The 25,811-nt window shown below is 64.8% G+C and carries 19 protein-coding genes and 2 pseudogenes; 9 read left to right on the top strand and 12 right to left on the bottom strand.

Annotation, left to right across the window (positions count from 1 at the left end; genetic code table 11):
* The first annotated feature begins 42 nt into the window (after window positions 1-42).
* From ABIF91_RS03010 to cnbZ, 5 genes are all read left to right on the top strand, one after another.
* The gene (locus tag ABIF91_RS03010; protein ID WP_028178280.1) at window positions 43-3,138 is read left to right on the top strand and encodes a MexW/MexI family multidrug efflux RND transporter permease subunit; all 3,096 of its coding nucleotides are present in this window, start codon (window positions 43-45) and stop codon (window positions 3,136-3,138) included.
* 127 nt (window positions 3,139-3,265) lie between these two features.
* Window positions 3,266-5,326, top strand: a complete 2,061-nt coding sequence (locus ABIF91_RS03005) for a sensor histidine kinase (protein WP_028178279.1) — start codon at window positions 3,266-3,268, stop codon at window positions 5,324-5,326.
* Window positions 5,323-5,712, top strand: a complete 390-nt coding sequence (locus tag ABIF91_RS03000; protein ID WP_024340065.1) for a response regulator — start codon at window positions 5,323-5,325, stop codon at window positions 5,710-5,712. The genes ABIF91_RS03005 and ABIF91_RS03000 overlap by 4 nt, the downstream gene beginning before the upstream one ends.
* Window positions 5,709-6,959 (top strand): adenylate/guanylate cyclase domain-containing protein, encoded by a 1,251-nt coding sequence (locus tag ABIF91_RS02995; RefSeq protein WP_028178278.1) that lies wholly within the window; start codon window positions 5,709-5,711, stop codon window positions 6,957-6,959. Before ABIF91_RS03000 ends, ABIF91_RS02995 begins: the two co-directional genes overlap by 4 nt.
* Window positions 6,960-6,968: 9 nt before the next feature.
* Window positions 6,969-7,715, top strand: a complete 747-nt coding sequence (gene cnbZ, locus ABIF91_RS02990) for a 2-amino-5-chloromuconate deaminase CnbZ (RefSeq protein WP_035673498.1) — start codon at window positions 6,969-6,971, stop codon at window positions 7,713-7,715.
* Here the strand turns inward: cnbZ and ABIF91_RS02985 are convergent.
* From ABIF91_RS02985 to ABIF91_RS02930, 12 genes and pseudogenes are all read right to left on the bottom strand, one after another.
* Window positions 7,712-8,599 carry an ABC transporter permease gene (locus ABIF91_RS02985; RefSeq protein ID WP_197967062.1) on the bottom strand — a complete coding sequence of 296 codons (888 nt, stop codon included), beginning with the start codon at window positions 8,597-8,599 and terminating at the stop codon, window positions 7,712-7,714. The two genes, cnbZ and ABIF91_RS02985, sit on opposite strands and share 4 nt — an antisense overlap.
* A 3-nt stretch (window positions 8,600-8,602) precedes the next feature.
* On the bottom strand, window positions 8,603-9,544 hold the full coding sequence (locus ABIF91_RS02980) for an ABC transporter permease (protein ID WP_028178275.1): 942 nt from the start codon (window positions 9,542-9,544) through the stop codon (window positions 8,603-8,605).
* Between the two features lie 160 nt (window positions 9,545-9,704).
* A pseudogene (locus ABIF91_RS02975) lies at window positions 9,705-11,215 on the bottom strand (ABC transporter substrate-binding protein).
* A gap of 17 nt (window positions 11,216-11,232) precedes the next feature.
* Window positions 11,233-12,342 carry an ABC transporter ATP-binding protein gene (locus ABIF91_RS02970; RefSeq protein ID WP_424578747.1) on the bottom strand — a complete coding sequence of 370 codons (1,110 nt, stop codon included), beginning with the start codon at window positions 12,340-12,342 and terminating at the stop codon, window positions 11,233-11,235.
* Window positions 12,343-12,517: 175 nt separating this feature from the next.
* Window positions 12,518-13,507 (bottom strand): ABC transporter ATP-binding protein, encoded by a 990-nt coding sequence (locus ABIF91_RS02965; protein ID WP_028178273.1) that lies wholly within the window; start codon window positions 13,505-13,507, stop codon window positions 12,518-12,520.
* Window positions 13,504-14,214, bottom strand: coding sequence for a DUF1028 domain-containing protein (locus ABIF91_RS02960; protein WP_028178272.1), 711 nt, complete (start codon window positions 14,212-14,214; stop codon window positions 13,504-13,506). Before ABIF91_RS02960 ends, ABIF91_RS02965 begins: the two co-directional genes overlap by 4 nt.
* A 9-nt stretch (window positions 14,215-14,223) precedes the next feature.
* A complete protein-coding gene (locus ABIF91_RS02955) occupies window positions 14,224-16,029 on the bottom strand; it encodes a gamma-glutamyltransferase family protein (protein ID WP_284282928.1) in 1,806 nt (601 codons plus the stop codon).
* Window positions 16,030-16,115: 86 nt separating this feature from the next.
* Window positions 16,116-17,105: an ABC transporter ATP-binding protein gene (locus ABIF91_RS02950; RefSeq protein ID WP_028178270.1), complete on the bottom strand. Its 990-nt coding sequence runs from the start codon at window positions 17,103-17,105 to the stop codon at window positions 16,116-16,118.
* Entirely contained in the window at window positions 17,102-18,088 is a 987-nt protein-coding gene (locus ABIF91_RS02945; RefSeq protein ID WP_028178269.1) for an ABC transporter ATP-binding protein, read from the bottom strand. The genes ABIF91_RS02950 and ABIF91_RS02945 overlap by 4 nt, the downstream gene beginning before the upstream one ends.
* 13 nt (window positions 18,089-18,101) lie before the next feature.
* Window positions 18,102-19,074 (bottom strand): annotated as a pseudogene (locus tag ABIF91_RS02940) (ABC transporter permease).
* Between the two features lie 11 nt (window positions 19,075-19,085).
* The gene (locus tag ABIF91_RS02935) at window positions 19,086-20,066 is read right to left on the bottom strand and encodes an ABC transporter permease (protein WP_028178267.1); all 981 of its coding nucleotides are present in this window, start codon (window positions 20,064-20,066) and stop codon (window positions 19,086-19,088) included.
* A gap of 104 nt (window positions 20,067-20,170) precedes the next feature.
* A complete protein-coding gene (locus tag ABIF91_RS02930) occupies window positions 20,171-21,766 on the bottom strand; it encodes an ABC transporter substrate-binding protein (RefSeq protein WP_028178266.1) in 1,596 nt (531 codons plus the stop codon).
* 304 nt (window positions 21,767-22,070) lie between these two features.
* Between ABIF91_RS02930 and ABIF91_RS02925 the strand changes: the two genes are divergently transcribed.
* From ABIF91_RS02925 to ABIF91_RS02910, 4 genes are read left to right on the top strand one after another with little or no spacing between them, the layout of a single operon-like run.
* Complete coding sequence (locus ABIF91_RS02925) at window positions 22,071-22,328, top strand: DUF6489 family protein (RefSeq protein ID WP_028178265.1); 258 nt, start codon at window positions 22,071-22,073, stop codon at window positions 22,326-22,328.
* The gene (locus ABIF91_RS02920) at window positions 22,328-23,128 is read left to right on the top strand and encodes an esterase/lipase family protein (protein ID WP_028178264.1); all 801 of its coding nucleotides are present in this window, start codon (window positions 22,328-22,330) and stop codon (window positions 23,126-23,128) included. Before ABIF91_RS02925 ends, ABIF91_RS02920 begins: the two co-directional genes overlap by 1 nt.
* Window positions 23,129-23,175: 47 nt before the next feature.
* Window positions 23,176-24,726, top strand: coding sequence for a WS/DGAT/MGAT family O-acyltransferase (locus ABIF91_RS02915; RefSeq protein WP_028178263.1), 1,551 nt, complete (start codon window positions 23,176-23,178; stop codon window positions 24,724-24,726).
* A gap of 9 nt (window positions 24,727-24,735) precedes the next feature.
* The gene (locus ABIF91_RS02910; RefSeq protein WP_028178262.1) at window positions 24,736-25,731 is read left to right on the top strand and encodes an alpha/beta fold hydrolase; all 996 of its coding nucleotides are present in this window, start codon (window positions 24,736-24,738) and stop codon (window positions 25,729-25,731) included.
* The last annotated feature ends 80 nt before the right edge of the window (window positions 25,732-25,811 follow it).

The raw sequence follows: 25,811 nt of genomic DNA, 5'->3' as shown, positions 1-25,811 counted from the left end.
CTTGAGACATAGAAATCCAGATCGGAAATCGAGATCGCCGCGATGGCCCTTACCGATATTTTCATCAAGCGCCCGGTTCTGTCGGTCGTCGTCAGCCTGCTGATCCTGCTGATCGGCCTGCGCGCGGCGATGGTGCTGCCGATCCGGCAATATCCGAAGCTGTCGAACACGGTCATCAACATCACGACCGTCTATCCCGGCGCGTCCGCGGACCTGATCCAGGGCTTCATCACCACGCCGATCGAGCAGGCAGTCGCCTCCGCCGAGGGCGTCGACTACATCACCTCGTCCTCCGTGCTCGGCACTTCGACGATTCAGGTCTACATCAAGCTGAATTTCGATCCGAACCAGGCGCTCACCGAGGTGCTGGCGAAGACGAACTCGGTGAAGTACCTGATCCCGAAGGAGTCCAACGACCCGATCGTCACCAAGACAACCGGCCAGACCTCGGCCGTGATGTATCTCGGCTTCTCGTCCGAGGAGCTGTCCGGTTCGGCGATCTCCGACTATCTGACGCGCGTGGTGCAGCCGGTGCTGTCGACCGTCGACGGCGTTGCCTCGGCCGACATTCTCGGCGGCCAGACCTTCGCGATGCGTCTTTGGCTCGATCCCGTGAAGATGGCCGGCCGCAATGTGTCGCCGGCCGACGTCGCCGCGGCAATCACCGCCAACAACTTCCAGTCCGCGGCGGGCCAGACCAAGGGCTATCTCATCGTCTCGAACGTCTCGACGAATACCGGCCTCACCGACGTCAACCAGTTCAAGAAGATGATCGTCAAGGCCAAGGACGGCGGCTTCGTGCGGATGGAGGATATCGCCACCGTCGAGCTTGCCGCCCTGAGCACGGACGCCAGTGTTGCCTTCAACGGCGAGCACGCGATTTTCATCGGCGTGCAGGCAACGCCGCAGGGCAACCCCCTGACGCTGGTCAAGGGTGTGCGCGCGCTGTTCCCTGAACTCGAGCGGAATTTGCCGCCGTCGATGAAGATGAAGGTCGCCTACGACTCCACCAAGTTCATCCAGTCCTCGATCGATGAGGTGGAGAAGACGCTGGGCGAAGCCGTGATCATCGTGATCGTGGTCATCTTCCTGTTCCTGGCCTCGCTGCGCTCGGTCATCATCCCCGTCGTCACCATTCCGCTGTCGATGATCGGTGTCTGCACCCTGATGCTGGCGTTGGGCTTCAGCTTCAATCTCTTGACCCTGCTCGCGATGGTGCTGGCGATCGGCCTCGTCGTCGACGACGCCATCGTCGTGGTGGAGAACATCCATCGCCATCTTGAGGAGGGCAAGACACCGGTTCAGGCCTCGCTGCAAGGTGCGCGCGAGATCGTGGGTCCCGTCATCTCCATGACGATCACGCTCGCGGCGGTGTACGCGCCGATCGGCTTCCTCGGCGGCCTCACCGGCTCGCTGTTCCGCGAATTCGCCTTTACCCTCGCGGGCTCGGTGATCGTGTCGGGCGTGATCGCGCTGACATTGTCGCCGATGATGTGCTCGATGCTGCTGAAGAACACCGAGGAAGGCCGCTTCGCAAAGCTCGTGAACCGGGTGTTCGGCGCGATGACGCGCTGGTATGGCCGCAAGCTCGATCGCTCGCTCGACTACAAGGCCATCACCGGCTTGTTTGCGATCTCGATTCTCGGGCTGGTCGGCTTCCTCTACATGCATACTTCGAAGGAACTGGCGCCCGAAGAAGACCAGGGCATCGTGTTCGCGGTGACCAAAGCCCCGAAATACGCCAACATCGATTATCTCGATTTCTACGGCGAAAAGCTCGACAAGGAATTCGCGAAATTCCCCGAGACCGACCTGCGCTTCGTGCTGAACGGCATCAACGGCCCGCAGGGCGGCATCGCCGGCATGCTGCTCAAGCCCTGGGACGAGCGCACGCGTTCGTCGATCCAGCTCAAGCCGCTGGTGCAGGCCGAGCTCTCCAAGATCGAGGGCGTGCAGGCCTTCGCCTTCAACCTGCCGCCGCTTCCGGGCGGCCCGGGCGGCCTGCCGATCCAGATGGTGATCAACTCCACCGCCGGGTTCCAGACGGTCTATGAGCAGATGGAGAAGCTGAAGGAAGCTGCGCGCAAGAGCGGCATGTTCATCGTCTCCGACAGCGACCTCGCCTACAACCAGCCGAACGTGACGGTGACGATCGACCGCACCAAGGCACAGGATCTCGGCGTCAACATGCAGAACCTGGGCGCTACGCTCGCGGTGCTGCTCGGCGGCAACTACATCAACCGCTTCAATCTCGAGGGCCGGTCATACCAGGTGATCCCGCAGGTGCCGCGCGCCAAGCGGCTGTCGCCGGAATCGCTCGGCGGCTACTACGTGACGACCAATACCGGCCAGCAGCTGCCGCTGTCGACGGTGGTGTCCATTGAAACCAAGACCGACCCGAATTCGCTGACTCACTTCAACCAGCTCAATTCGGCGACGTTCTCGGCCGTGCCGATGCCGGGTGTGACCGTCGGCGCGGCGGTGGACTTCCTCGAAGGCGAGGCCAAGAAGCTGCCGCAGGGCTTCAGCCACGACTATCTGGCCGACTCCCGGCAATATGTGCAGGAAGGCAATCAGCTCGCGATCACCTTCGGCTTCGCGCTGATCATCATCTTCCTGGTGCTGGCCGCGCAGTTCGAGAGTCTCCGCGACCCGCTGGTGATCATGATCTCTGTGCCGATGGCGATCGTCGGCGCGCTGATCCCGCTGTTCTTCGGCGCGGCGACCATGAACATCTATACCCAGGTCGGTCTGCTCACCCTGGTCGGCCTGATCACCAAGCACGGCATCCTGATGGTGGAGTTCGCCAACGAGCTCCAGGTCAAAGAGCGGCTCGACCGCCGCTCCGCCATCGAAATGTCGGCCCGCATCCGCTTGCGGCCGATCCTGATGACGACGGCCGCCATGGTCACCGGCCTGATCCCGCTCCTGACCGCGACCGGCGCAGGCGCGGCCAGCCGCTTCTCGATCGGTCTGGTCGTCGTGGCCGGCATGTCGATCGGCACGCTGTTCACGCTGTTCGTGCTGCCGGCGGTCTATGTGGTGCTGGCGACCGACCATCGCGCGGCGGCCGATTCGGAGCGGAACAAGCAGGTCAACGAGCTCGACCTCGGCTCCAAGGCGCTGCGGCCGACCTGAGGCCGCAAGGCAAGCCAGTTCAAGGGCGGCAGCGGTCATACGCTGCCGCCCTTTTTCGTTGTGCCCTGGGAGCCCGCTCCTGCGCTTGCGAGAGACAAGGTCCGGTCTTCTTGCTAGGTTCCGCGGGATGAGCCTTTCCCTCCACTCCGACACACCTCGAGCCGGGCCGCTGCCGAGCGCGGCCCCAGGCAAGGCAGCGTCCGGCGGAACGGCGGGCCGCGGAATCAGGTCGCGGCTGTTCACCAAATACGTCGCGCTGTTTGTGGCCGTCGTCGCCATCGCTCTGCTCGCCAATGGCTTGTTCGAGGTCTTCTTCTACTATCGCGAGCACAAGGCTTCGCTGATCAGAGTCCAGCACGAGCAGGCCGAGGCGGCCGCGGCCAAGATCGGCCAGTTCGTCAAGGAGATCGAGAGCCAGCTCGGCTGGACCACGCAACTGCCCTGGTCGGGAGGTTCGATCGAGCAGCGCCGGTTCGACGCGCTGCGTCTCCTGCGCCAGGTGCCTGCCATCACCGAACTTGCCCAGGTGGATTCGACTGGCAAGGAGCGGTTGCGGGTCTCGCGGCTGGCGATGGACGCGCTCGACAGCGGAATCGACCTGTCGGCCGACCCGAAGTTCACCGAGGCGGTCGCGCACAAGGTCTATTACGGCCCGGTTTATTTCCGCCGGGAGTCCGAGCCCTACATGACGCTGGCGCTGGCCGGCGCCCGCAAGGATGCCGGCGTCAGCATCGCGGAGGTCAATCTCAAGCTGATCTGGGACGTTGTGTCCCAGATCAAGGTCGGCGAGCACGGACACGCCTACGTGGTCGGTCCGGAGGGACGACTGATCGCGCATCCCGACATCAGCCTCGTCCTGCGCAATACCGACATGTCCGGACTCCCCCAGGTACGTGCCGCGCTGGCCGGGACCGGTACCGTCGCCGGCGCGCTTTCCCAAGCGCGCAACATCCAGGGCCAGAAGGTGCTGACCGCATCGGCCCCAATCGAGCCGCTGCACTGGACCATGTTCGTCGAGCTGCCGGTCGAGGAGGCCTATGCCGCGCTCTATGCTTCATTGCAGCGGCTTGCGATCGTGCTGCTCGCAGCATCGATCTTCGCGGTGCTCGCCGGGATCTTCCTGGCGCGCCGCATGGTCGTGCCGATCCAGGCGTTGCGCAGCGGTGCCGAGCGGATCGGGGGCGGCGATTTCTCCCAGCGCATCTCGATTAGAACCGGCGACGAGCTTGAAGGGCTCGCCGACCAGTTCAACGACATGGGTGCACGCTTGCAGCAATCCTATGCCGACCTGGAGAACAAGGTCGAGCAGCGCACCGCGGAACTCCGCCAATCCCTCAACGATCTGCGCACCGCGCAGAACCGCCTGATCCAGACCGAGAAGCTTGCATCTCTCGGCCAACTCACCGCCGGCATCGCTCACGAGATCAAGAACCCGCTCAACTTCGTCAACAATTTCTCCGCAGTGTCGACGGAGCTGATCGACGAGCTCAACGAAACGTTGCGATCCGCCGCTCTCGACGGCAAGACGAAGGAGGAGGTCGAGGAGCTGACCGGCATGCTCAGGGGTAACCTCGAGAAGGTGGTGCAGCACGGCAGGCGCGCCGATTCCATCGTGCGGAACATGCTGCTGCATTCGCGCGAAGGCTCCGGCGAGCATCGCGCCGTCGACATCAATGCCGTCGTGGAGGAAAGCCTCAATCTGGCCTATCACGGCGCGCGTGCCGAAAGGCCGGCATTCAACGTCACGCTCGAGCGCGCGTTCGATCCCGCTGCCGGCATGGTCGACATTTATCCGCAGGAGATCACGCGCGTCTTGCTCAACCTGATCTCGAACGGCTTCTACGCGGCGGCCAAGCGCAAGGAGAGCGAGGGGGACAGCTTCGCGCCCACCTTGGGCGCGACAACGAAGGATCTCGGCGGCAGCGTCGAAATCCGGATCCGCGACAACGGCACCGGGATTCCGCCCGAGGTGAAGGAGAGGATGTTCAACCCCTTCTTCACCACCAAGCCGGCCGGCGAGGGGACGGGGCTCGGCCTGTCCATGAGCCATGATATCATCGTGAAGCAGCACGGCGGCACGATCGACGTGAACACCGAGCCCGGTGTATTCACCGAGTTCATCATCACCCTGCCGCGGGCGATGGCAACAGGCGGCACGACTGGCAGTACACCCGGAGGCAAGTCTTGAACGTTTACATCCTGGTCGTCGATGACGAGCCCGACGTCGAGGCGCTGTTTCGGCAACAGTTCCGGCGCGACCTGCGCGCCGGCCGCTTCCAGATGGAGTTCGCGCTCTCGGCCCCCGAGGCGCTAAAGCGCGCCGCCGAGGTTCGCGATCCCTCGCTGATCCTGATCCTGTCTGATATCAACATGCCCGGCATGAGCGGGCTCGACATGCTGCCAAAGGTGCGTGCCGCGCATCCGGATGTGCCCGTCATCATGATCACGGCCTATGGCGACGCCGAGACGCGCCGAAAGGCGATCGAGCGCGGTGCCGTCGGTCTTCTCACCAAGCCGATCGACTTCGCGCTGCTGCGGCAGGAGATCGACACGAGGCTCGAGCAAGCCGCATGACTGCGACCATCCTCTTCGTCGACGACGAGCCTGACCTCGAGGCGCTGATCCTGCAGAAATTCCGCAGGCAGATTCGCGATGGAAAGCTCGCTCTCATATTCGCGCGCGACGGCCTGGAGGCGCTGGAGTCGCTCCAGCTGAACCCGCATGTCGACATGGTGGTTTCCGACATCAACATGCCGCGGATGGACGGGCTGTCGTTGCTGGCGAAGCTCCAGGAGGCCGAGGACAAGAAGTCGACCATTATCGTCTCGGCATATGGCGACATGAGTAATATCCGCATCGCCATGAACCGCGGCGCGTTCGACTTCCTGACCAAGCCGATCGACTTCGCCGATCTGGAGACCACGATCGAGAAGACCATTCGTCATGTGGAGATGCTGCGCGAAGTGCGGCGGCGCCAGATGGAGGCCGAGCGCGCTTATGCCTCGCTGTCGCGTTTCTTCTCGCCGGAGATCGCAAGGCGCCTGGCGGCGGATGTCCAGGGTGACGGCATTGAGGTGCATTGGCGCGATGTCGCCACCCTCTTCACCGACATCACCGGCTTCACCTCACTGGTCGAGTCCGCGGCCCCGCAGACACTGGGCGAGCTTCTCAACGAATATTTCGGCGGCATGACCGAGATTGTCTTCGCTCATGAGGGGACGGTCGCCAAGATCATCGGCGATGCGATCCAGGTGCTGTTCAATGCACCCGGCGACCAGCCGGACTATGCGACGCGTGCAGTCGCCTGTGCCCATGACCTCGACGCCTGGGCGGAGGACTTTTCGGCGCGCTGGAAGGCGAGAGGCGTGAATTTCGGGACCACCCGCATCGGTGCCCATGCTGGCCCCGCGCTGGTCGGCAATTTCGGCGGCAACCGCTTCTTCGACTACACGGCCTATGGCGACACCGTCAATACGGCAGCGCGGCTGGAGGCGGCCAACAAGCATCTGGGAACGCGCATCTGCGTCAGTGCCAGCGTGGCCAAGGGGGCTGCGAACTTCCATGGTCGGCCCGTGGGCGACCTGATGCTGCGCGGGCGCAGCGAGCCGCTGCGTGCGTTCGAACCGCTGCTCCAGGCGAAGTTCGAAGCCCCGGCGACGGCGCAATATTCCGAAGCTTTTGCCAAGATGGAGGCCGGCGATGCCGCCGCCATGCCGGCCTTTGCCGCGCTGGTCGGGATGCATGCCGACGATCCGCTGGCCGGTTTTCACCTGAAGCGCCTGCTCAACGGCGCCAAGGGCACTCGCATGCAATTGGAATAGGAGTCCGTCATGACGCGCGAATTCTCCGCCGGAAACTATCGTTTCATTCCATCCGTGTTCCAGTATTCCGCCGGCGCCGCCGCGGATGAGGGCTATGAGATTGAGCGCGTTCGGTTCGACCGCCTGGTGCCGCTCGCGGAAGGATTTGCGCTGGCTGCAAAGTTCATCCAGGAGGCGGGGCGTCCATTGACGGCGTTCTGTGCCTGCGAACTGCGCTCGCCGGCGGCCTTCAGCGAGGAGGGCTTTCGCGCGTTCAACCTGCACTATGTGAAGACGTTGTCCGAGTGGGGCATCTTCGACGGCACGATCAATCCGGTGGCGCGCAGCAATGTCTGTCCGGAGATCGATCCACCGTCAGAGCCGTCCTTCTACGCATTCTCCTTCACGCGACCGACGCGATCAAACACGCCCAGCTTCGTCATCGCCGGCGGCGCCGAGGCACGCGAGGGGAGCGGTACCTATGTCGAGCGCACCGTGCGCTACCGCGACCTCAGTCCTGAAGGCTTGCGGGAAAAGGTTCGCTTCACCACGACCTCGCAGATGGAGAGCCGGATGGCCGCCTTCGGCTTCGGCTGGAAGGACACGACCGGCGTGCAAGCCTATTCCGTGCACGACTTCCACCACGCGCTGGTCGACGAACTGGTCCGCCGCGGCGCCTTGCGCTCCGGCCTGACCTGGCATTTTGCCCGGCCACCGGTCGTCGATCTCGAATACGAGATGGATTGCCGCCGCGTGATGCGCGAGGTTGTGATCTAGCGCTGCCGCGGATCGAGCGCGTCGCGCAGGCCGTCGCCGAGCAGGTTCAGCGACAGCACCACGAGAAAGATCGCAAGCCCGGGCCAGATCGCCATCCAGGGCGCCTGGGTCAGGAAGCGTTGCGCGGCGTTGAGCATACTGCCCCAGGACGGCGCGGGCGGCTGCTGGCCGAGGCCGAGGAAGGACAGGGCGGCTTCCGCGATGATGGCGGCGGCGATCGAGAGCGTCGCCTGTACCAGCAGCGCGGGCAGGATGTTCGGCAGGATATGGGAGAACGCGATCCGCCACGGCGGATTGCCGAGCGCCCGCGCGGCCTCGACATAGTCCTCGGCCTTGACGACGAGCACCTGGCCGCGGGTCAGGCGGATGAAGATCGGGGTCGCCGAGATGCCGATCGCGATCATGGCATTGCCGAGGCTCGGCCCGAGGAATGCCGCGAGCGCGATCGCCAGGATCAGGAACGGGCAGGCCAGCATCGCATCGGTGATCCGGCTGATCAGCGCGTCGGTGAAGCCGCCGCGATAGCCGGCGAGAAGGCCGAGCGGCACGCCGATGCCGAGCGCGATCGCGACCGAGATGAGACCCGCGAGCAGGGAGGCGCGCGCGCCGTAGATGACGCGGCTCAGGATGTCGCGGCCGAGCTCGTCGGTGCCGAACCAGTGCGCCGCCGTCGGCGGCTTGCGCACCAAGCTCCAGCTCGTCGCGATCGGATCGTAGGGAACGACGAGTGGCGCAAGTGCCGCAAGGAGGATGAATACCGTGATCACGACGAGCCCGAACACGGCCGCCTTGCGCTTGAACAGCCGCCGCCGGGCGCGGCGCGCCGGGCTGTCCAGCTCGTAGGCTTGGGCGGCGGGGCTGGCGGGCAGCGCAGTGTCCGTCATCGCCTAGCCCCTCAGCCGCGGATTGACGAGGACATAGGCGACGTCGGCGACGAGGTTCAGGGTGATATAAACCGTGGCCGTCACCAGCACCACGCCTTGCACCACGGCGTAGTCGCGATTGAACACGGCGTCCACGATCAGCTTGCCGAAGCCGGGAATGGAGAAGATCTGCTCGGTCAGCACCGCGCCCGACAGCAGCGTGCCGAGCTCGAGCGCGCCGAGCGTGATGATCGGCGTCAGCGCATTGCGCATGGCGTGCTTGAGGATGACCGAGCGCTCGGAAAGACCCTTCGCGCGAGCGGTGCGGACATAGTCGCTCTCCAGCACCTGGAGCATGGCGCTGCGGGTGTGTCGCATCAGGATCGCGGAAATCGCGTTGCCGAGCACGAAGGCCGGCATGATGGTGGCCGCGAGACTCGCGCGCCAGTCCTCGGTCAGCGGCACGTAGCCCGAGGCCGGCAGCCAGCCGAGCTTGATCGAGAACAGGAAGATCAGGAGGATTCCGAGCCAGAAATTCGGCGTCGAGATGCCCCACAGCGCGAACAGATTGGCGCCATAGTCCCAGGCCGTGCCCTTCTTCACCGCGGAGACGATGCCGGCGGGAATGCCGATGCAGAACGCGATCAGGATCGCCATCGAGCCGAGCTGCAGCGTCACGGGCAGTTTCTGTGCGATCAGCTCGCGCACCGGCATCTTGTTGCGCAGCGACTCGCCGAAATTGCCTGTCAGGACGCCCTTGAGCCAGTAGACATATTGGACCGGGACCGGCTGATCGAGCTTGTACTGCTGGCGGATCTGCTCGATCACCGCGGGATCGCGCTCCTCGCCGGCCATCACGAGCGCGGGATCGCCCGGCAACAATTGCTGCAACGAGAAGATCAGCACCGACACGAAGAACAGCGTCGGCACGATCTGCGCGATGCGGCGGGCGAGGAAGTTCAGCATGGTGCGGCTTGTGTCCTGGGCGCTGCGCAACATGCAATGTTGCGCTGCTGAACCGGGGCCCGATGGCCGCGGTTCGCTGCTGCTGTGGGGCCCGGCTCTGCGGAGCAGCGCTTATGCGCTGCGCCGCGTCCGGGACACGCCATCGTCGTCATCAGATCTATCACTTGAACTTCAGCCCGACCACGCGCACGAGGCCATCGGGCATCTGCCGGTAACCCTCGAGCTTCTTGGTGTGCGCGATCAAAAGCGTGCGGTGATAGATGTAGATGATTGGCAAGTCGTCGAGCAGGATCTTGGTCAGCTTGGCGTAGATCGCCTTGCGCTCGTCGACGTTCGCTGTCGCTCGCCCCTCTTCCATCAGCTTGTCGGCCTCGGGGTTGGAATAGCCTCCGTCATTCTGCGGCGCCTTGCTGCGCATGAAGATGTAGGAATTGCCGTCGGGATCGATCCGGCCGCTCCAGTTGATCTGGAAGACCTGGAACTCGCCGGCCTGGGCCTGCTTGAAGGTGGTCGCAAATTCGACGGCGCGGATCTTGATGTCGAAGCCGGCTTCCGCGCCATCGACTGGACGACCTGGGCGACGGCCTCGTTCTCCGCGCCCTTCGGGATCATGTAGTCCACCGTCACCGGCAGGGTGACGCCCGCTTCCTTCAGGAGCGCCTTGGCCTTGGCAACGTCGCGGCCGCGAACCGGGAATGCCTTCTGGTAATAGGGATGCGTCGGGCTGACCCATTGATTGCCCGGCGTGAATTCTCCGTTGAACACGACCTGGTTGAGAGCCTCGCGATCGATGGACAGATCGAGCGCCTGCCGGACTTTGGCCGACTGGCTCAGCGGGCCCTTGTTCTTGTCGTTACCGATGTTGATGGTCAGGCCGAGATAGCCAAGCTCCGGCGCGGTCGACAATACGAGCCGGGAATCGGCGCGGACGTCCTTGATGTCGGTCGCGAGCACGCGTTCGATCAGGTCGAGCGCGCCGGATTTCAGATTGGCGAGGCGCACGGTGGCGTCGACGATCGGCTGGAACACGACGCGGTCGATGTGGATGTTGTCCTTGTTCCAGTAGTCGGCGAATTTCTCGAACACCATGCGGTCCTGCTGGACGCGCTCGACGAATTTGTAGGGACCGGCACAGACCGGATGCAGGCCGAACTTGTCACCGGCCTCCTTCGCAGCCTTGGGCGAGACCATCATGCCGGAGCGGTCGGTGAGCTGGGCGATCAGCGGCGAGTAGGGCGTCTTCAGCACCAGCTTGATGGTGAGAGGATCGACCACCTCGACGTGGTCGACGCTGGCGAGCTCCGACTTGCGGAACGAGGTCGGTAGCGTCATGTGACGCTCGATCGAGAATTTCGCGGCTTCCGCGTCCAGCGGTTCGCCGTCGTGGAATTTGACGCCCGGCCGAAGCTTGATCGTCATGGCCTTGCCGTCGGCCGATGTCTCGTAGGACAACGCCAGCTGTGGCACGATGTTGAGCTTCTCGTCGATGTCGAACAGCTTGTCACAGAACGCGGAGAAGACGATGCGGCCGACATAAGTGCGGCCGATGCTGGGATCGAGGATGTCGGGGTCCTCGGCGATGCCGATGCGAAGCGTAGTCTGCGCCTGGGCGGTGCCCGCGAGCGACGTCAGCAATGCTGACGCCAGGATTGTCAAACGCACAAAGCTCATCGCTCTCAACCTCTGTTTCACGGCGTTGTGGGGGCCGCCCCCAATGAACGAACCCCGCCGCCGCGTGCTGCTTCCGGCCCGCCGCTGAAGGCTGCGACCAGTTTTTCCAGGACCGGCGAGAAGCCGCCATCCATGGGGACGATCGTCTCCGAGGAGGGCAGTTCCGATGTTCGGTGGCAGGCCGTTGCATGTCCGATGCCATCCGCGACGAGCCGAGGCATTTCGCTGCGGCAGCGATCGACCACATAGGGACAGCGGGTGTGAAAGCGGCATCCCGGTGGCGGATTGAGCGCGCTGGGGATCTCTCCCTGCAGCACAATCCGGCTGCTCTTTGCCCGCGGTTTAGGCACGGGGATCGCGGACAGCAGCGCTCGGCTGTAGGGATGGCGCGGCGCGGCGAACAGCGCGTCCGCCTCCGCGGTCTCGACGATCTGGCCGAGATTCATCACCGCGACGTGGTCGGCGATGTGCTTGACCACGGCGAGGTCGTGCGAAACGAAAATGTAGGCAAGGCCAAGCCGGTCCTGCAGCTCGCGCAGCAGGTTCAGGATCTGCGAGCGGATCGAGACGTCGAGCGCCGAGACCGGCTCGTCGCAGATGATCAGCTTCGGCTCGACCGCGAGCGCGCGCGCGATGGCGATGCGCTGGCGCTGACCGCCGGAGAATTCATGCGGATAGCGCCGCGCCAGCCGCGGCTCGAGCCCGACCAGCCGCAGCAGCTCGGAAACGCGCTCGGATCGTCGCGGCGCCGGAACGAGATCATGCAGCGCCAGCGGCTCGGTCAGGATCTGGCCGACCGTCATGCGTGGATTGAGCGAGGCGTAGGGATCCTGGAAGATGATCTGCGCCTCGCGGCGGAAGGCGCGCAAGCCGTTGGCGTCGAGCGAGAGCAGGTCGCGGCCGTCGAAGCGGACCGCGCCCGCATCCGGCTCGATCAGCCGCAGCACCAGACGGCTGACCGTGGACTTGCCGCATCCGGATTCGCCGACGAGGGCCAGCGTCTTGCCGGCGTCGAGCGAGAAGGACACGCCATCCACGGCTTTGACATGCGCCAGCGGCCGGCCGAACAGCGAGCGCTCGGCGACGAAATGCTTGACCAGGCCTTCGACCTCGAGGAGAGCGCTCATTGCTTCTGCACCCCGCAAGTACCGATCTCGTGTCCCGGGCGCGGCGCAGCACGAAGTGTTGCGACGCTGAACCGGGACCCAGATTGCCGCCACATGGGCCCCGGTTCAGCAGCGCACCACCGCGCTGCGCTTGTGCTGCGCTGCGCCCGGGGCACGAGAAGGGAGAACGAGGCCATCACGACACCAACAGTTCGAGCGGCGCGCGGATGCAGCGCGAGAGGTGGCCGGGGCTGACCTCGACCAGCGGCGGCGGCGCGTTGGTGCAGGCATCCAGCATGAAGGGACAGCGCGCGGCGAAGCGGCAGCCGGCGGGCGGCTGCGCCATGTTCGGGACCATGCCTTCGATCGTCGCAAGCTGCTCGGCCCGATGGTCGAGCCGCGGGATCGAGCCGAGCAGACCGACCGTATAAGGATGCTGCGGAGCCGAGAACAGCTCGTCCACCGGCGCGCGTTCGACGATCTCGCCGGCATACATGACCGCCACCTCGTCGCAGACCTCGGCGACGACGCCGAGATCGTGGGTGATCAGGATGATCGCGGCGCCGCTCGCCGCTTTCAGCTCGCGCATCAGCTCCAGGATCTGGGCCTGCAGGGTGACGTCGAGCGCGGTCGTCGGCTCGTCGGCGATGAGGAGGCGCGGGTCGCAGGCCAGCGCCATCGCGATCATGACGCGCTGGCGCATGCCGCCTGAGAGCTTGTGCGGATACTCGTCGATGCGCCGCTCGGGCGATGGGATGTGGACGCGGCGCAGCAGCTCGATTGCGCGGTTCCGCGCACTCTTCCGCGAGCCCCCGCGATGGCGCAGGATCGTTTCGATGATCTGGTCGCCGATCGTGAAACTCGGGTTGAGCGAGGTCATCGGTTCCTGGAAGATCATCGCCAGCCGGTTGCCGCGGAGGTCGCGCAGCGTCTGGTCCGGGGTCTTCAACAGGTCGAAACCGTCGAAGCGGATCGCGCCTGATATCTCCGCGCTCTGCTTCGGCAAGAGGCCCATGATGGCCAGCGACGTCACGCTCTTGCCGCAGCCGGATTCGCCGACGAGGCCGAGCGTAGCGCCTTGGGCGACACTGAGATCGACGCTGTCGACGGCGTGCGTGACGCGGCCGTCGTCGCCGTGAAAGCGGATGCGCAGATCCCTGATCTCGATGAGGGAGCTCGGGCTCATGACCGCCTTGCCCGCGCTGCTGCGATGCTGGCGTCGATGACGCTGCGATCGGTGTTGCCGGCCGGGTTCTGCCGCGTCGGCATGGAGGCGCGGAAGTGCACCCACAGCTCGTGGCTGACCTCTTCGAGCCGCTCGAGCTCGCCCAGCGGATCGGGATGGTCGTCGGCGCGAATGTCGAGCGCCGGCCATTCCTCCTCGCCGTGGATCAGCAGCGCGGCGGACTGCTTGCCGCGCTTGTCGCCGCCGGCGGCTTCGCCCGCGCGCATCGCCGCGAGCAGGCGGCGCGGGAAGGGGAGGCTGTCATTGGCGATGTAGGTCTTGGCCGTCTCGTCGAGCACGTCGGCGCAGGCGAGCATATTGCCCGCGATCGAGAAGCCGCTGCCTGCGATGTGGCCGCACCAGTCGACACAATCGCGCCCTGTATGCGCGGCGATCTCGCCGCTGGCATCCATGATGTGGATCTGGCGGCTTTCGCGGCCTTCGTCGGCCGCGAGCAGGGTGGCGAGTACGTCGTGCGCGTTCAAACCTTCGCGCAGCAGCTTGACGCCGTCGATGCCGTAATAGGGGTTGACGAAGGCTTGCGTTGCGATGGCGCCGACACCGGCGGCAATGTAGGGAACCCTCGCGCCGACGGCGAAGAAGCGGGTCGCTACCGCAATGCCAAACTGGCCGGTGGCAGGGTCTCGCGCGATGATCGACCAGGTCATGTGCTGCCTTCAGCGTCCTGCGGCGTAGCCCTGCATGCCGCGCGGATTGGCGGCGGCGCGGCGGCGCACGCCGACGCGCGAGGCCGCGGTGAGGCGGCCTTCCGACCAGTCGGGACCGACCTCGACGATATGCCCGCGCTCGCGCAGGTTCTCGATCGTCGCCTTCGGCACGCGGTTCTCGACCACGAGCACGCCGGGGCGCGCGGTGCGCGGCCAGAACGAGATCGGGAAGTGCTCGGAGTGCCAGGCCGGCGCGTCGATTGCCTCCTGGAGGTTCAGATTGCAATGGACGTGGCGCAGGAAGAACTGCGTGATCCACTGGTCCTGCTGGTCGCCGCCGGGCGAGCCCCAGGCGAGGTACGGCTCGCCATCGCGCAATGCCATGGTCGGCGACAGCGTCGTGCGTGGCCGCTTGCCCGGAGCGAGCGAACTGGGTTGGTTCTCCTCCAGATCGAACATTTGCGCGCGGCTGCCGAGGCAGAAGCCCAGCTCCGGAATGACAGGGGAGGATTGCAGCCAGCCGCCTGACGGCGTCGAGGATATCATGTTGCCGGCCTTGTCGATGATGTCGAAATGCACGGTATCGCCGCGCACCTCGCCGAAGCGCCCCACGGTTGGTTCGCCGGCGCCGAGCGCGCCAACGGCCTCGCGTTGGCCTTCTGCGCGGCGCAGCTTCACCACGCCGCCAAAGCCCTCGACCGCGCCGGGCCGGAGATCGAGCGAAGCTTTCTCGGTAACCAGCTTACGACGTTCGTTGTTGTAGGCATCCGACAGCAGCGTCGCGACCGGGATTTCGCTGAACTTGGGATCCCCGTAGAATTTTTCGCGGTCGGCGAACGCGAGTTTTGCGCATTCGATCTGAAGATGAATGAACTCCGGTCCGGTCGGATCGAGCCCGTCGAGCGCAAAGCCCTTGAGCAGTGCGAGCTGCTGGAGCGTGACGGGACCCTGGCTCCAGACGCCGGCCTTGCAGACGGTGTAGCGGCCATAGTCGTAAGTGAGCGGCGCCTCGACCGTCGGCTGCCAGCGTGCCATGTCGTCGGCCGAGAGCACGCCGCGATGCGGCGAGCCGCTGACGTCCATCACCTCCTGCGTCCGGCAGAACCTGTCGATGGCTTCCGCAACGAAGCCTTGCGACCAGGCCTTGCGCGCGCGCTCGATCTCGGCGTCGCGGCCGCCGCCGCCGCTCTCGGATTCGCTGAGGATGCGGGCGTAGGTTGCGGCCAGCGTCTTGTTGGTGAAGAGCGTGCCGGGTTTCGGCACCTCACCGTTCGGAAGATACACCGCCGCTGAGGTCGGCCAGTGCTTGCGGAACAACTGCTCGACGGTCTGGATCGTGGCGCAGGCGCGTTCGACCAGCGGATAGCCGTCGCGTGCGTAGGAGATCGCCGGCTCCAGTACGTCGCGCACGCGCATCGTGCCGTAGTCGCGCAGCAGCATCATCCAGGATTCGAAGGTGCCGGGAACGCAGGCCGCGAGCAGGCCGGTGCCAGGCACCATGTCGAGGCCTTCGCTTCTGTAATGTGCGATGGTGGCGCGCGCGGGTGCCGGGCCCTGACCGCAGATCACCTCGGTGCGGCCGCGCTTCACGTCGTGGACGATGATGGGTACGTCGCCGCCGGGACCGTTCAAATGCGGCTCGACCACCTGGAGCGTGAAGGCGGTGGCAACGCCGGCATCGAAAGCATTCCCGCCCTTTTCCAGGATGGCCATGCCGACGGCCGTCGCAATCCAGTGCGTGGTGGCGACGACCCCGAACGTGCCTTCGATCTCAGGCCTCGTCGTGAACGGATCGGGATTGATATTGCTGCCCATGAACTTCACCACCTTATTTCCGGCGCGCGCAATTGATCACAGGGCCACGCCGCCGCCAAATGCGCAGGCTGCATGGCACGCGCGCGTCACGCCGGGACCGGCGCGGTGTTGACGGCGTGGCAGGCGACACCGTCGATCAGTTCCGGGGTCTCTTTACGGCAGAGATCGAACGCGAGCGGGCAGCGCGGATTGAAGGCGCAGCCCGGGGGCGGATTGATCGGGTTCGGGATCTCGCCCTTGACCGGAATGCGCTGGCGGCCGCTCATGGCGAGATCGGGCACTGCGCCCAGCAGCATCTTGGTGTAGGGCATGCGCGGGCGGGCAAACAGCTCGCGTCCTTCCGCGATCTCGACGATGCGGCCGAGATACATCACGCCGACGCGGCTCGCCATGTGGCGCACCACGGCGAGATTGTGGCTGATGAACATGTAGGTCAGGCCGAACTTGTCCTGGAGGTCGCGCATCAGGTTGAGGATCTGCGCCTGCACCGAGACGTCGAGCGCCGAGGTCGGCTCGTCGCAGACGATGAACTCGGCATCGGAGGCGAGCGCGCGCGCGATCGCGATGCGCTGGCGCTGGCCGCCGGAAAACTCGTGCGGAAACTTCAGCCGGTCGTCGGGATGCAGGCCGACGAGGCTGAGCAGCTCGCCGATTCGGGCCTGGATGTCACGCTCGCCCTGGATCAGGTCGAAGGCGCGGATCGGCTCGGAGATGATGGCATCCACGCGGAAGCGCGGGTTCAGGCTTGCATAGGGATCCTGGAAGATCATCTGGATGCGGCGGCGCAGCTTTCGCCGCGCCGGCGCCTGCCGCGGATCGGTCATCGAGACGCCGTCGATCAGGACGTCGCCGGAACTTGGCGGCAGCAGGCCAACGACCATCCGCGCCACCGTGGTCTTGCCGGAGCCGGATTCTCCGACCAGAGCAAACGTCTCGCCCTTTGTGATGTCGAAAGTGACGCCATCCACCGCCTTGAGGTATTCGAGGTGGCCACCTTCGAGCACGCGGTTGAGCCAGGGCTTCGAGACGTCGAAGACGCGGCGCAGATTTGTGGCCTGGACGAAGGGAGCGCTCATGCCGCGCTCTCCGCCGGCACATTGTCATAGAGATGGCACGCGACCGATTGCGTGCCGCGCGGCAGCGGCTCCGGCCGCTCGACCCGGCAACGATCGAAGGCGAAGGCGCAGCGCGGATTGAACGAGCAACCACGCGGGATCGCCGACAGCCGCGGCATGGAGCCGGGAATCTGCACGAGGCGCTTGTCCTCGCCCGCAAGCGTCGGGATCGCGCCCATCAGGCCCTTGGCGTAGGGATGCAGCGGGTTCCTCACGACATCCTGCACCGGGCCGATCTCCGCGATGCGGCCGGCATACATCACCGCGACGCGGTCCGAGGTCTCCGCGATCACGCCCATGTCGTGCGTCACCAGCATCACCGCGGTGCCGTGGTCGCGTCCGAGCCGCTTGATCAGCGAGATGATCTGGGCCTGCACGGAAACGTCGAGCGCGGTGGTCGGCTCGTCCGCGATGATCAGCTCCGGCTCGGCGCAGATCGCAAGCGCAATCACCACGCGCTGGCGCATGCCGCCGGAGAACTCGTGCGGGTAGCCGTCGATCCGCTTTTCGGGTGCGGGAATGCCGACCTCGGCGAGCAGGTCGATGGCGCGGCGGCGCGCCGCCTGCTCCGACAGATTGAGGTGCGTCCGGATCGTCTCCACGATCTGGTCGCCGACCCTGTACAGCGGATTGAGGGAGGTGAGGGGATCCTGGAAGATCATCCCGATGCGCTTGCCCCTGATCCGGCGCATCTGCTCCGGCGGCAGATTGTCGATGCGCAGGCCCGCAAGACGAATCTCGCCGCCGGCGATGCGGCCGGGCGGATCGATCAGGCCGATTACCGAGAGGCCGGTGACGGACTTGCCGGCGCCCGACTCGCCGACGACGCCGAGCACCTCGCCCTTGGCGATGTCGAAGGAGACGTCGTCGATGGCGCGCAACGTGCCTCGGCGGGAGGCGAACTCCACCTGGAGGTTGCGCACGGAGAGAACGGGTTCGGTCATGGGCGAGGCGTACTCATCGAAGCTTCGGGTTGAGCGCGTCGCGCAGCCAGTCGCCAAGCAGGTTGATGGAGAGGATCAGGGCGGCGAGCGCAAAACCGGGGAAAGCGACGATCCACCATTCGCCGGCGAACAGATAGTTGTTGCCGATGCGGATCAGCGTGCCGAGCGATGGCATGGTGTCGGGCAGACCGACGCCGAGGAAGGAGAGCGTCGCCTCGGTGATGATGGCGAGCGCGAGGTTGATCGTGGCGATGACCAGAATCGGGCCCATCGTGTTCGGCAGCACATGCCGCAGCATGATCTTCGGCGCAGGCAGGCCGATCAACTGCGCGGCAGCCACGTAGTCCTTGTTCTTCTCGACCATCACGGAGCCGCGCACCGTCCGCGCGTACCCGACCCAGAAGCTCAGGCCGATCGAGATCACCAGCACCACCAGCATGCTGGTGGCGTCGAGCCGGTTGCCGAGGATCGATTTCGCGATGCCGTTGACCAGCAGCGCGATCAGGATGGCGGGGAAGGTGAGTTGCACGTCGGCGATCCGCATGATCACCGCCGTCGACTGCGCCGCCGAAATAACCGGCGATCAGGCCGAGCGCGATGCCGAGCGCGCCGGCGAAGATCACGCCGGCGACGCCGACGGCGAGCGAGATGCGCATGCCATAGAGAATGGCAGAGAACACGTCGCGGCCCTGCTCGTCGGTGCCGAGCAGGAACGGGCTCTGACCGTCGGCGGTCCACAGCGGCGAGATCCGCGAATTCATCAATTGCAGCTGCGCCGGATCGAACGGATTCTGCACCGCAAGCACGGATGCAAAGATCGCGAGCAGGAAGAACAAGACTGTGATGGCCGCCGCCACCATGGTGAGCTTGGAACGCCGGAAAGAATAAAAGAGATCGCTGTCGAGCGCGCGCCTGAACCAGTTCTGGGCGGCATGTGATGGCTGCGCGCCCTGCTTGTCGGAACTGGAGACGGCTGCGTCGGACATGCAGGGCTGCCTTATGCGGCGCGACCGATGGTCGAGCGCAGGCGCGGATCGACCACGGTATAGAGAATGTCGACCACCAGATTGATGGTGACGAAGATCAGCGACACCATCAGCAGGTAGGCGGCCATGATCGGGATATCGACATTTTGCACGGCCTGGACGAACAGAAGTCCCATGCCCGGCCACTGGAACACGGTTTCGGTGATAATGGAAAATGCAATAACCGAGCCAAACTGAAGTCCGGCCACCGTGATCACCGGAATCAGCGTGTTCTTCAGCGCGTGGCCGAAATGGATGGCACGGGTGGTCAGTCCCCGGGCACGTGCGAAGCGGATATAGTCGGTCCGCAGCACTTCCAGCATCTCCGCGCGCACCAGCCGCATGATCAGGGTCATCTGGAACAGGCCGAGTGTGATCGAGGGCATGATCAGTGCCTTCAGTCCGGACAGCGTGAGCAGGCCCGTCGTCCACCAGCCGAGCTTGACCACCTCGCCGCGGCCGAACGAGGGCAACCAGCCCAATGTCACCGCGAACAGATAGATCAGGAGAATGCCGATCAGGAAAGTCGGCAGCGAGATGCCTACAAGCGAAACGGCCTGGAACAGTTTGGCCAGCACGGTGTCGCGTTTGAGCGCCGAATAGACGCCCATCAGGATGCCGAACACCATCGCGAAGACGGTCGCGCAGATTGCAAGCTCCAGTGTCGCGGGCATACGCTCCATCAACAGCGCAGAGACCGGCTGGCGGAACTGGTAGGAAACGCCGAATTTGAACTGCGCTGCATCGGCGAAATAGCGCACGAACTGCACCGGCACGGGATCGTCGAGGCCGAGCGACTTGCGCACGATCGCCCGCTCGGCCGCCGAGGTGTCGATCGAGACGATCTGGTTGACGGGGTCGCCGGCGAAGCGGAACATCGAGAACGCGATGATGCCGACGGCGAACATGACGCCGATGGCCTGAACGGCGCGGCGAAGAGTGAAAGCGAGCATGCCTTCCACTGTCCTTGGGTGTGCGTGCGGCTGACGTCTTTGCCAGCCGGAAAAGGAATGGTCCCGGACGCCTCACGCGACCGGGACCTTGTGTTCAACTGACGCTATTCCTTCTTGGTCGCCCAGTGGAACATGACCAGATTGTCGGCGCGCTGCGGCAGGTTGACCTTTTTCGATACGCCCCATGCCAGCGCCTGCTGGTGCAGCGGAATGTACGCCCAATCCTTCATGCCGATTTCGTAGGCCTGCTTGATCAGCTGGTTGCGCTTGGCGGTGTCGGTCTCGACCAGCACCTTGTCGGTGATGGCGTCGAACTCCTTGTTGCAGTAGCCGCCGAGATTGGCCTCGCCGCGCGAGGATTTCGCATCGTCGCGGCAGCCCATGATGTCGTAGAGCACGTTATGGGAATCCATGGTGCTCGGCGTCCAGCCCAGCAGGTAGAACGAGGTCTGGTAGCCGCCCTGCTTCAGCACCTTGGCGAAGTACTGCGCCTTCGGCTGCGCCAGCAGATTGATCTTGACGCCGATGCGCGCGAGCATGCCGACGACGGCCTGGCAGATCGCGGCGTCGTTGACGTAACGATCGTTCGGGCAGTCCATGGTGACCTCGAAGCCGTCGGGGTAACCGGCCTCGGTCAGGAGCTTCTTGGCGCCGTCAGGATCGAATTTCGGCCGCGTGAACTCCTTCGACAGCGCGAACAATTCCGGCGCGATCATCAGAGCCGACGGCGTCGACAGGCCGCGCATCACGCGCGTCTTGATCAGCTCGATGTCGATGGCCTTGTAGAAGGCTTCGCGGACGCGGGCGTCCTTGAAGGGGTTCTTGCCCTTGATGTTAGAGTAGAGCAGCTCGTCGCGAGTCTGGTCGAAGCCGATGAAGATCGTGCGCAGCTCCGGTCCCTTCAGCACCTGGGCATTCGGGCTGGAATCGACGCGGGAGATGTCCTGGATCGGAACCGGCTCGATGACGTCGACTTCGCCCGACAGCAGGGCGGCGACGCGGGTGGCGTCGGAGGCGATCGGGGTGAAGATGATGTCCTTCAAATTGCCTTCGACCTTGCCCCAGTAGTTGGGGTTGGCCTTGAACACCGTCTTCACGCCGGGTTGATGGCTTTCGATGATGAAGGGACCGGTGCCGTTTTCGTGCAGCGAGGCGTAGCTCGGCGTGGTCGCCGCCACCGGCGTCGGATCGACGACGTTGTTCGCCTCGGCCCACTTCTTGTCCATGATGTACCAGACATCCCACGACGAATGCAGGATGGGATTGGGCGAGGGCAGGATGAAATCGACGGTGTAGTCGTCGACCTTGACCACCTTGACGTCGGGCGCAAGGCGGGTCTGCATGTTGGACCCCTTCTTGCGGACGCGGTCGGCGGAGAACAGCACGTCGTCGGCGGTGAAGGGATCGCCGTTGTGGAATTTCACGCCCTTGCGCAAATGGAAGCGCCAGCGGGTCGGCTCCGGCGTTTCCCAGCTTTCCGCCAGTGCGGGAATGATCTTGAGGTCCTTGTCGCGCGCGGTGAGACCCTGATAGACGTGGCCAAGATGGGCGTGGGTGGTGCTCTCGTTCAGGGTGTAGGGATCGAGCGACTTCAGGTCACCCTGGTTGGCATAACGTAGCGTCTGGCTCGACGCCGGCGAGACCGCCAACGCAAGCGCACCGGCGAGCGCCGCCGCAAACAGACTTTGACCGATTGACATTCTTGACCCTCTCCGCACTGCCACGCCGGTGATTTTTGATTGTTCGGCGAGGCTGACTGATCCATGTTGCCCAGAGTTATCGACCCGTGCAAGCGCCATTCCAGCAAGGAACGCGCCAAGTTGCACCGCTGTGCAGCAATGCCGACGGTGTCACCGGGCATGGAGGACCATGTCTTTCGACTTTGGTTGACCATGCCGGCTGATTGCAGGACGGGGCATGTCGCGCCGGCATCAGGTCGCTTGCGTTGCACCACAACTCGCGGCGATACTCAGACAGGCCGCTCGAATCTCATCTGGAGGGGACATGAAGGTTAACATCGAAATCGACTGCACCCCCCTCGAGGCTCGCCAGTTCTTCGGTCTGCCGGACGTGGCGCCGATGCAGGCGGCGGTGATGGACAAGTTGCAGCAGCAGGTTCTCAGCAACATCGAGAAGGTCTCGCCCGAGTCCCTGATCCAGAGCTGGTTCACCTTCGATCCCAAGATCGCCGAGCGGTTTCAGGACATGTTCGTCACGATGGCCGGCCTCGGCGGCTCTCGCAGCGGCGACAAGAAGAAATAATGTCGTCCGGGCCGGACGGGCCGCTGGAGTCGGGCCGGCTTCGTCCGCCAGGTCTCGGCCTGCTGCTGGCCGAAGCCCGTGGACTGTTCGAATTGAATGCGAGCCTGCTGCTGTCGCCGCTCCTGATGCGCGCGCCGAGGGGCGACGGTCATCCGGTGCTGGCGCTGCCGGGCTTTCTCGCCAGCGACCTCTCGATGGTGCCGATGCGGCGCTATCTCAGCGAGCTCGGTTATGAGGCACATGCCTGTCGGATGGGCCGCAATCTCGGCGGGCTCGGGCGGATGCGGGATTCGCTGCGCACCCGCCTGGCCGAAATCCATGCCGCGAGCGGACGCAAGGTCAGCCTGGTCGGGTGGAGCCTCGGCGGCGTCTATGCCCGCGATCTCGCGCTTTGGGCACCCGACAAGGTCCGCTACGTCATCACGCTCGGCAGCCCTTTTGCCAACGACGTGCGGGCGACCAACGCCACGCGGCTTTACGAGGCGCTGTCAGGCGAGCGGGTCGAGGATTCTGCCGAAGCGCGCGAGGCGATCGCCGGCGATCTGCCGGTGCCGACGACGTCGATCTATTCGCGCGCTGACGGCGTCGTGAACTGGCGGACCTGCCTGCTTCGTCCCTCCGCGCGTGCCGAGAACATCGAGGTGCATTTGGCGAGCCACATCGGGCTCGGGGTGAACCCCGCGGCGCTGTGGGCCGTGGCGGATCGCCTTGCGCAACCGGAGGGGGAATTCCGGCCATTTGACCGGGCGGGGCCGTTTGCCATTGCATATGCCCCGCCGGAACAGGCAATATCGGCCTGACGAGAAGCGCCGTCCAAGGCGCCCGTCAGATCTTGTGGGAGGGAACCATGGCCGACGGGAGGAAGCTGTCGTCGCTGGACGCGTCGTTTCTCTATCTGGAAACGCCGGAGATGCCGATGCATGTCGGGAGCATGGCGATCTTCCGCCTGCCCGACGACTACAAGGGCGACTTCTTCGAAGACTTCAAGGCGATGATCGTCTCGCGCCTGCACATCGCGCCGATCCTCAAGGCGCGGCTGGAGAAGGCGCCGCTCGACATCGATCATCCCTCCTGGGTCGAGGACGACCAGTTCGACATCGACCGTCACATCTTTCGCGCCAGCCTGCCGCAACCGCGCGACCGCGCCACGCTCGAACGCATCGTCGGCTGGATGCACGCCAAGCTTCTGAACCGCGCCCGGCCGCTCTGGGAGTTCTACGTGTTCGAGGGCATGAAGGACAATGAGGTCGGGCTCTATTCCAAGATGCATCATGCCGCGATCGACGGCGGCGCGGGTGCTGCGCTGACCAACATGATCTACGATATCTCGCCGATCCCGCGGAAGGTCGAGCCGCCGACGCCAGGAGCGAAGCCCGCTCAGGAGCCGCGTGACATCGCCGCGAACCTGCTCGATTCGTATCAGCAGCTCTTCTCTCAACCGCTCGACGCTTCGCAGGCCGCGAAGAGCCTGCAATTGCCGCGCACCGGCAAGAGCGACATCGGCTCGATCCTGTTCGACAACGCGATGTACCAGATCGAGAGCGCGGTGCGCTTCGCCGGCAACATCCCGACCGTGCTGAAGAGCGTCTCCGACGTGCTCGGCAAGGTCGCCGATCCCAAGTCGCGCGAGAGCCTCGCCAGCATGGTGTCGCCGCCGACCATGCTCAACAAGACGATCTCGTCGGAGCGCAGCTTTGCCGGCGTGTCGATCCCGCTGTCGCGGGCGAAGGCCCTGGCCAAGCAGGCCGGCGGCAAGCTCAACGATGTGGTGCTGGCGCTGGCCTCCGGCGTGGTCCGGCGCTACCTCCTGCAATATGGCACGCTGCCGGCGAAGTCCTTGACCGCCGCCGTGCCGATCTCGCTGCGCGAGGAAGGAAACACGGAGGCCAACAACCAGGTGTTCGGCATGATCTGCTCGATCGCGACCAACATCGAGGATCCGAAGGCGCGGCTGGAGGCCATCATCGCGCAATCGACCAGGTCCAAGGAGATGTCGCATCCCTTGCGCGCCCTGATGCCGCAGGTCTCCAACATCTCCATGCTGGGCGCGCCGATCATGGTGCAGATCCTGGCGCTGCTCTACAGCCGCTCCAACCTGTCGGACGTGCTGCCGCCGGCCGCCAACATCACGGTATCCAACGTGCCCGGGCCGCGGCAGACGCTCTATGCCGCCGGCGCCGAGCTGTTGCATATCTTCCCGGTGTCGATCTCGACGCACGGGCAGGCCCTCAACATCACCGTGCAGAGCTATCGCGACCAGCTCGACTTCGGTTTCATCGTCGGCGCCAACATCATTCCGCATGTGCAGGTGATGTGCGATATGCTGCCGGGGGAGTTTGCCGCGCTGGAGGCCGCCTATGCGCCGCCGGCCGCCGACATCAAGGGCGCGGCGGAATAGGAAGCCATGATGATTGAAATGCCGCCGCTCAAGTTCGCGCAGACGAACGGAATCCGCATGGGCTATTACGAGGCAGGCCCGGCCGATGACAAGCCGCCGGTCGTCCTATGTCACGGCTGGCCTGAGCTCGCCTTCTCCTGGCGCCACCAGATCAAGGCGCTGAGCGAGGCCGGCATTCGGGTCATCGCGCCGGACCAGCGCGGCTATGGCGCGACCGACCGGCCCGAGCCGGTCGAGGAATATGACATGGAGCATTTGACCGGCGATCTCGTCGGACTGCTCGATCACCTGAATATCGACAAGGCGATCTTCGTCGGCCATGACTGGGGCGGCTTCGTCGTCTGGCAGATGCCGCTGCGGCATCCCTCGCGCGTCGCCGGCGTCGTCGGCGTCAACACGCCGCATTGGGACCGCGCTCCGGTCGATCCGATCGCGCTGTTCCGTCAGCGCTTCGGCGACCAGATGTACATCGTCCAGTTCCAGGACCCCGCACGCGAGCCGGACAGGATCTTTGGCAGCCGCGTCGAGCAGACCTTCGACGCCTTCATGCGCAAGCCGCTGCCGCGGCCGGCGGCGAAGCCGGAGGAGCCGCCGATCGCGGGCGTCGGCGCCTCGTCAAAGACCAATCTGGCGTTTCCGCAGATGATCGCGGCCTATGATGCCAAGGTGGATCCGCGCACGCCGATCCTGTCGGCGGAGGAGAAGAAAGTGTTCGTCGACACGTTCACGAAAACCGGCTTCACCGGCGGCATCAACTGGTATCGTAATTTTACGCGCAATTGGGAGCGCGCGAAGGGATTGGATCATCACATCCACGTCCCGTCGCTGATGATCATGGCCGAGAACGATGCCGTGCTGCCGCCGTCGGCAGCCGACGGCATGGAAAGCCTGATCGCCGACCTCGAGAAGTATCTCGTGAAGGACAGCGGCCATTGGACGCAGCAGGAGAAGCCGGAAGAGGTCAGCGCCAAGCTGATCGAATGGCGTAGAAGGCGGTTTGGGTGACGACGCAGTCGTCATCCCGGGGCGATGCATAGCATCGAACCCGGGATCTCGAGATTCCGGGCCTGGTCCTTCGGACCATC

It is taken from the genome of Bradyrhizobium sp. USDA 241, from assembly GCF_049739505.1.
GTDB classification, from domain to species: domain Bacteria; phylum Pseudomonadota; class Alphaproteobacteria; order Rhizobiales; family Xanthobacteraceae; genus Bradyrhizobium; species Bradyrhizobium liaoningense.
This window is presented reverse-complemented; position numbering and strand designations above follow the sequence as displayed.

Bases quoted from the DNA above. Each gene is read 5' to 3' on its own strand.
- ABIF91_RS02910 (WP_028178262.1), top strand. From the start codon at position 24,736: ATGATTGAAATGCCGCCGCTCAAGTTCGCGCAGACGAACGGAATCCGC.
- cnbZ (WP_035673498.1), top strand. From the start codon at position 6,969: ATGACGCGCGAATTCTCCGCCGGAAACTATCGTTTCATTCCATCCGTG.
- ABIF91_RS02980 (WP_028178275.1), bottom strand. From the start codon at position 9,544: ATGCTGAACTTCCTCGCCCGCCGCATCGCGCAGATCGTGCCGACGCTG.
- ABIF91_RS03010 (WP_028178280.1), top strand. From the start codon at position 43: ATGGCCCTTACCGATATTTTCATCAAGCGCCCGGTTCTGTCGGTCGTC.
- ABIF91_RS02925 (WP_028178265.1), top strand. From the start codon at position 22,071: ATGAAGGTTAACATCGAAATCGACTGCACCCCCCTCGAGGCTCGCCAG.
- ABIF91_RS02960 (WP_028178272.1), bottom strand. From the start codon at position 14,214: ATGACCTGGTCGATCATCGCGCGAGACCCTGCCACCGGCCAGTTTGGC.
- ABIF91_RS02985 (WP_197967062.1), bottom strand. From the start codon at position 8,599: ATGACGGACACTGCGCTGCCCGCCAGCCCCGCCGCCCAAGCCTACGAG.
- ABIF91_RS02920 (WP_028178264.1), top strand. From the start codon at position 22,328: ATGTCGTCCGGGCCGGACGGGCCGCTGGAGTCGGGCCGGCTTCGTCCG.
- ABIF91_RS02970 (WP_424578747.1), bottom strand. From the start codon at position 12,342: ATGAGCGCTCTCCTCGAGGTCGAAGGCCTGGTCAAGCATTTCGTCGCC.
- ABIF91_RS02945 (WP_028178269.1), bottom strand. From the start codon at position 18,088: ATGACCGAACCCGTTCTCTCCGTGCGCAACCTCCAGGTGGAGTTCGCC.
- ABIF91_RS02915 (WP_028178263.1), top strand. From the start codon at position 23,176: ATGGCCGACGGGAGGAAGCTGTCGTCGCTGGACGCGTCGTTTCTCTAT.
- ABIF91_RS02950 (WP_028178270.1), bottom strand. From the start codon at position 17,105: ATGAGCGCTCCCTTCGTCCAGGCCACAAATCTGCGCCGCGTCTTCGAC.
- ABIF91_RS02995 (WP_028178278.1), top strand. From the start codon at position 5,709: ATGACTGCGACCATCCTCTTCGTCGACGACGAGCCTGACCTCGAGGCG.
- ABIF91_RS02965 (WP_028178273.1), bottom strand. From the start codon at position 13,507: ATGAGCCCGAGCTCCCTCATCGAGATCAGGGATCTGCGCATCCGCTTT.
- ABIF91_RS02955 (WP_284282928.1), bottom strand. From the start codon at position 16,029: ATGGGCAGCAATATCAATCCCGATCCGTTCACGACGAGGCCTGAGATC.
- ABIF91_RS02930 (WP_028178266.1), bottom strand. From the start codon at position 21,766: ATGTCAATCGGTCAAAGTCTGTTTGCGGCGGCGCTCGCCGGTGCGCTT.
- ABIF91_RS02935 (WP_028178267.1), bottom strand. From the start codon at position 20,066: ATGCTCGCTTTCACTCTTCGCCGCGCCGTTCAGGCCATCGGCGTCATG.
- ABIF91_RS03005 (WP_028178279.1), top strand. From the start codon at position 3,266: ATGAGCCTTTCCCTCCACTCCGACACACCTCGAGCCGGGCCGCTGCCG.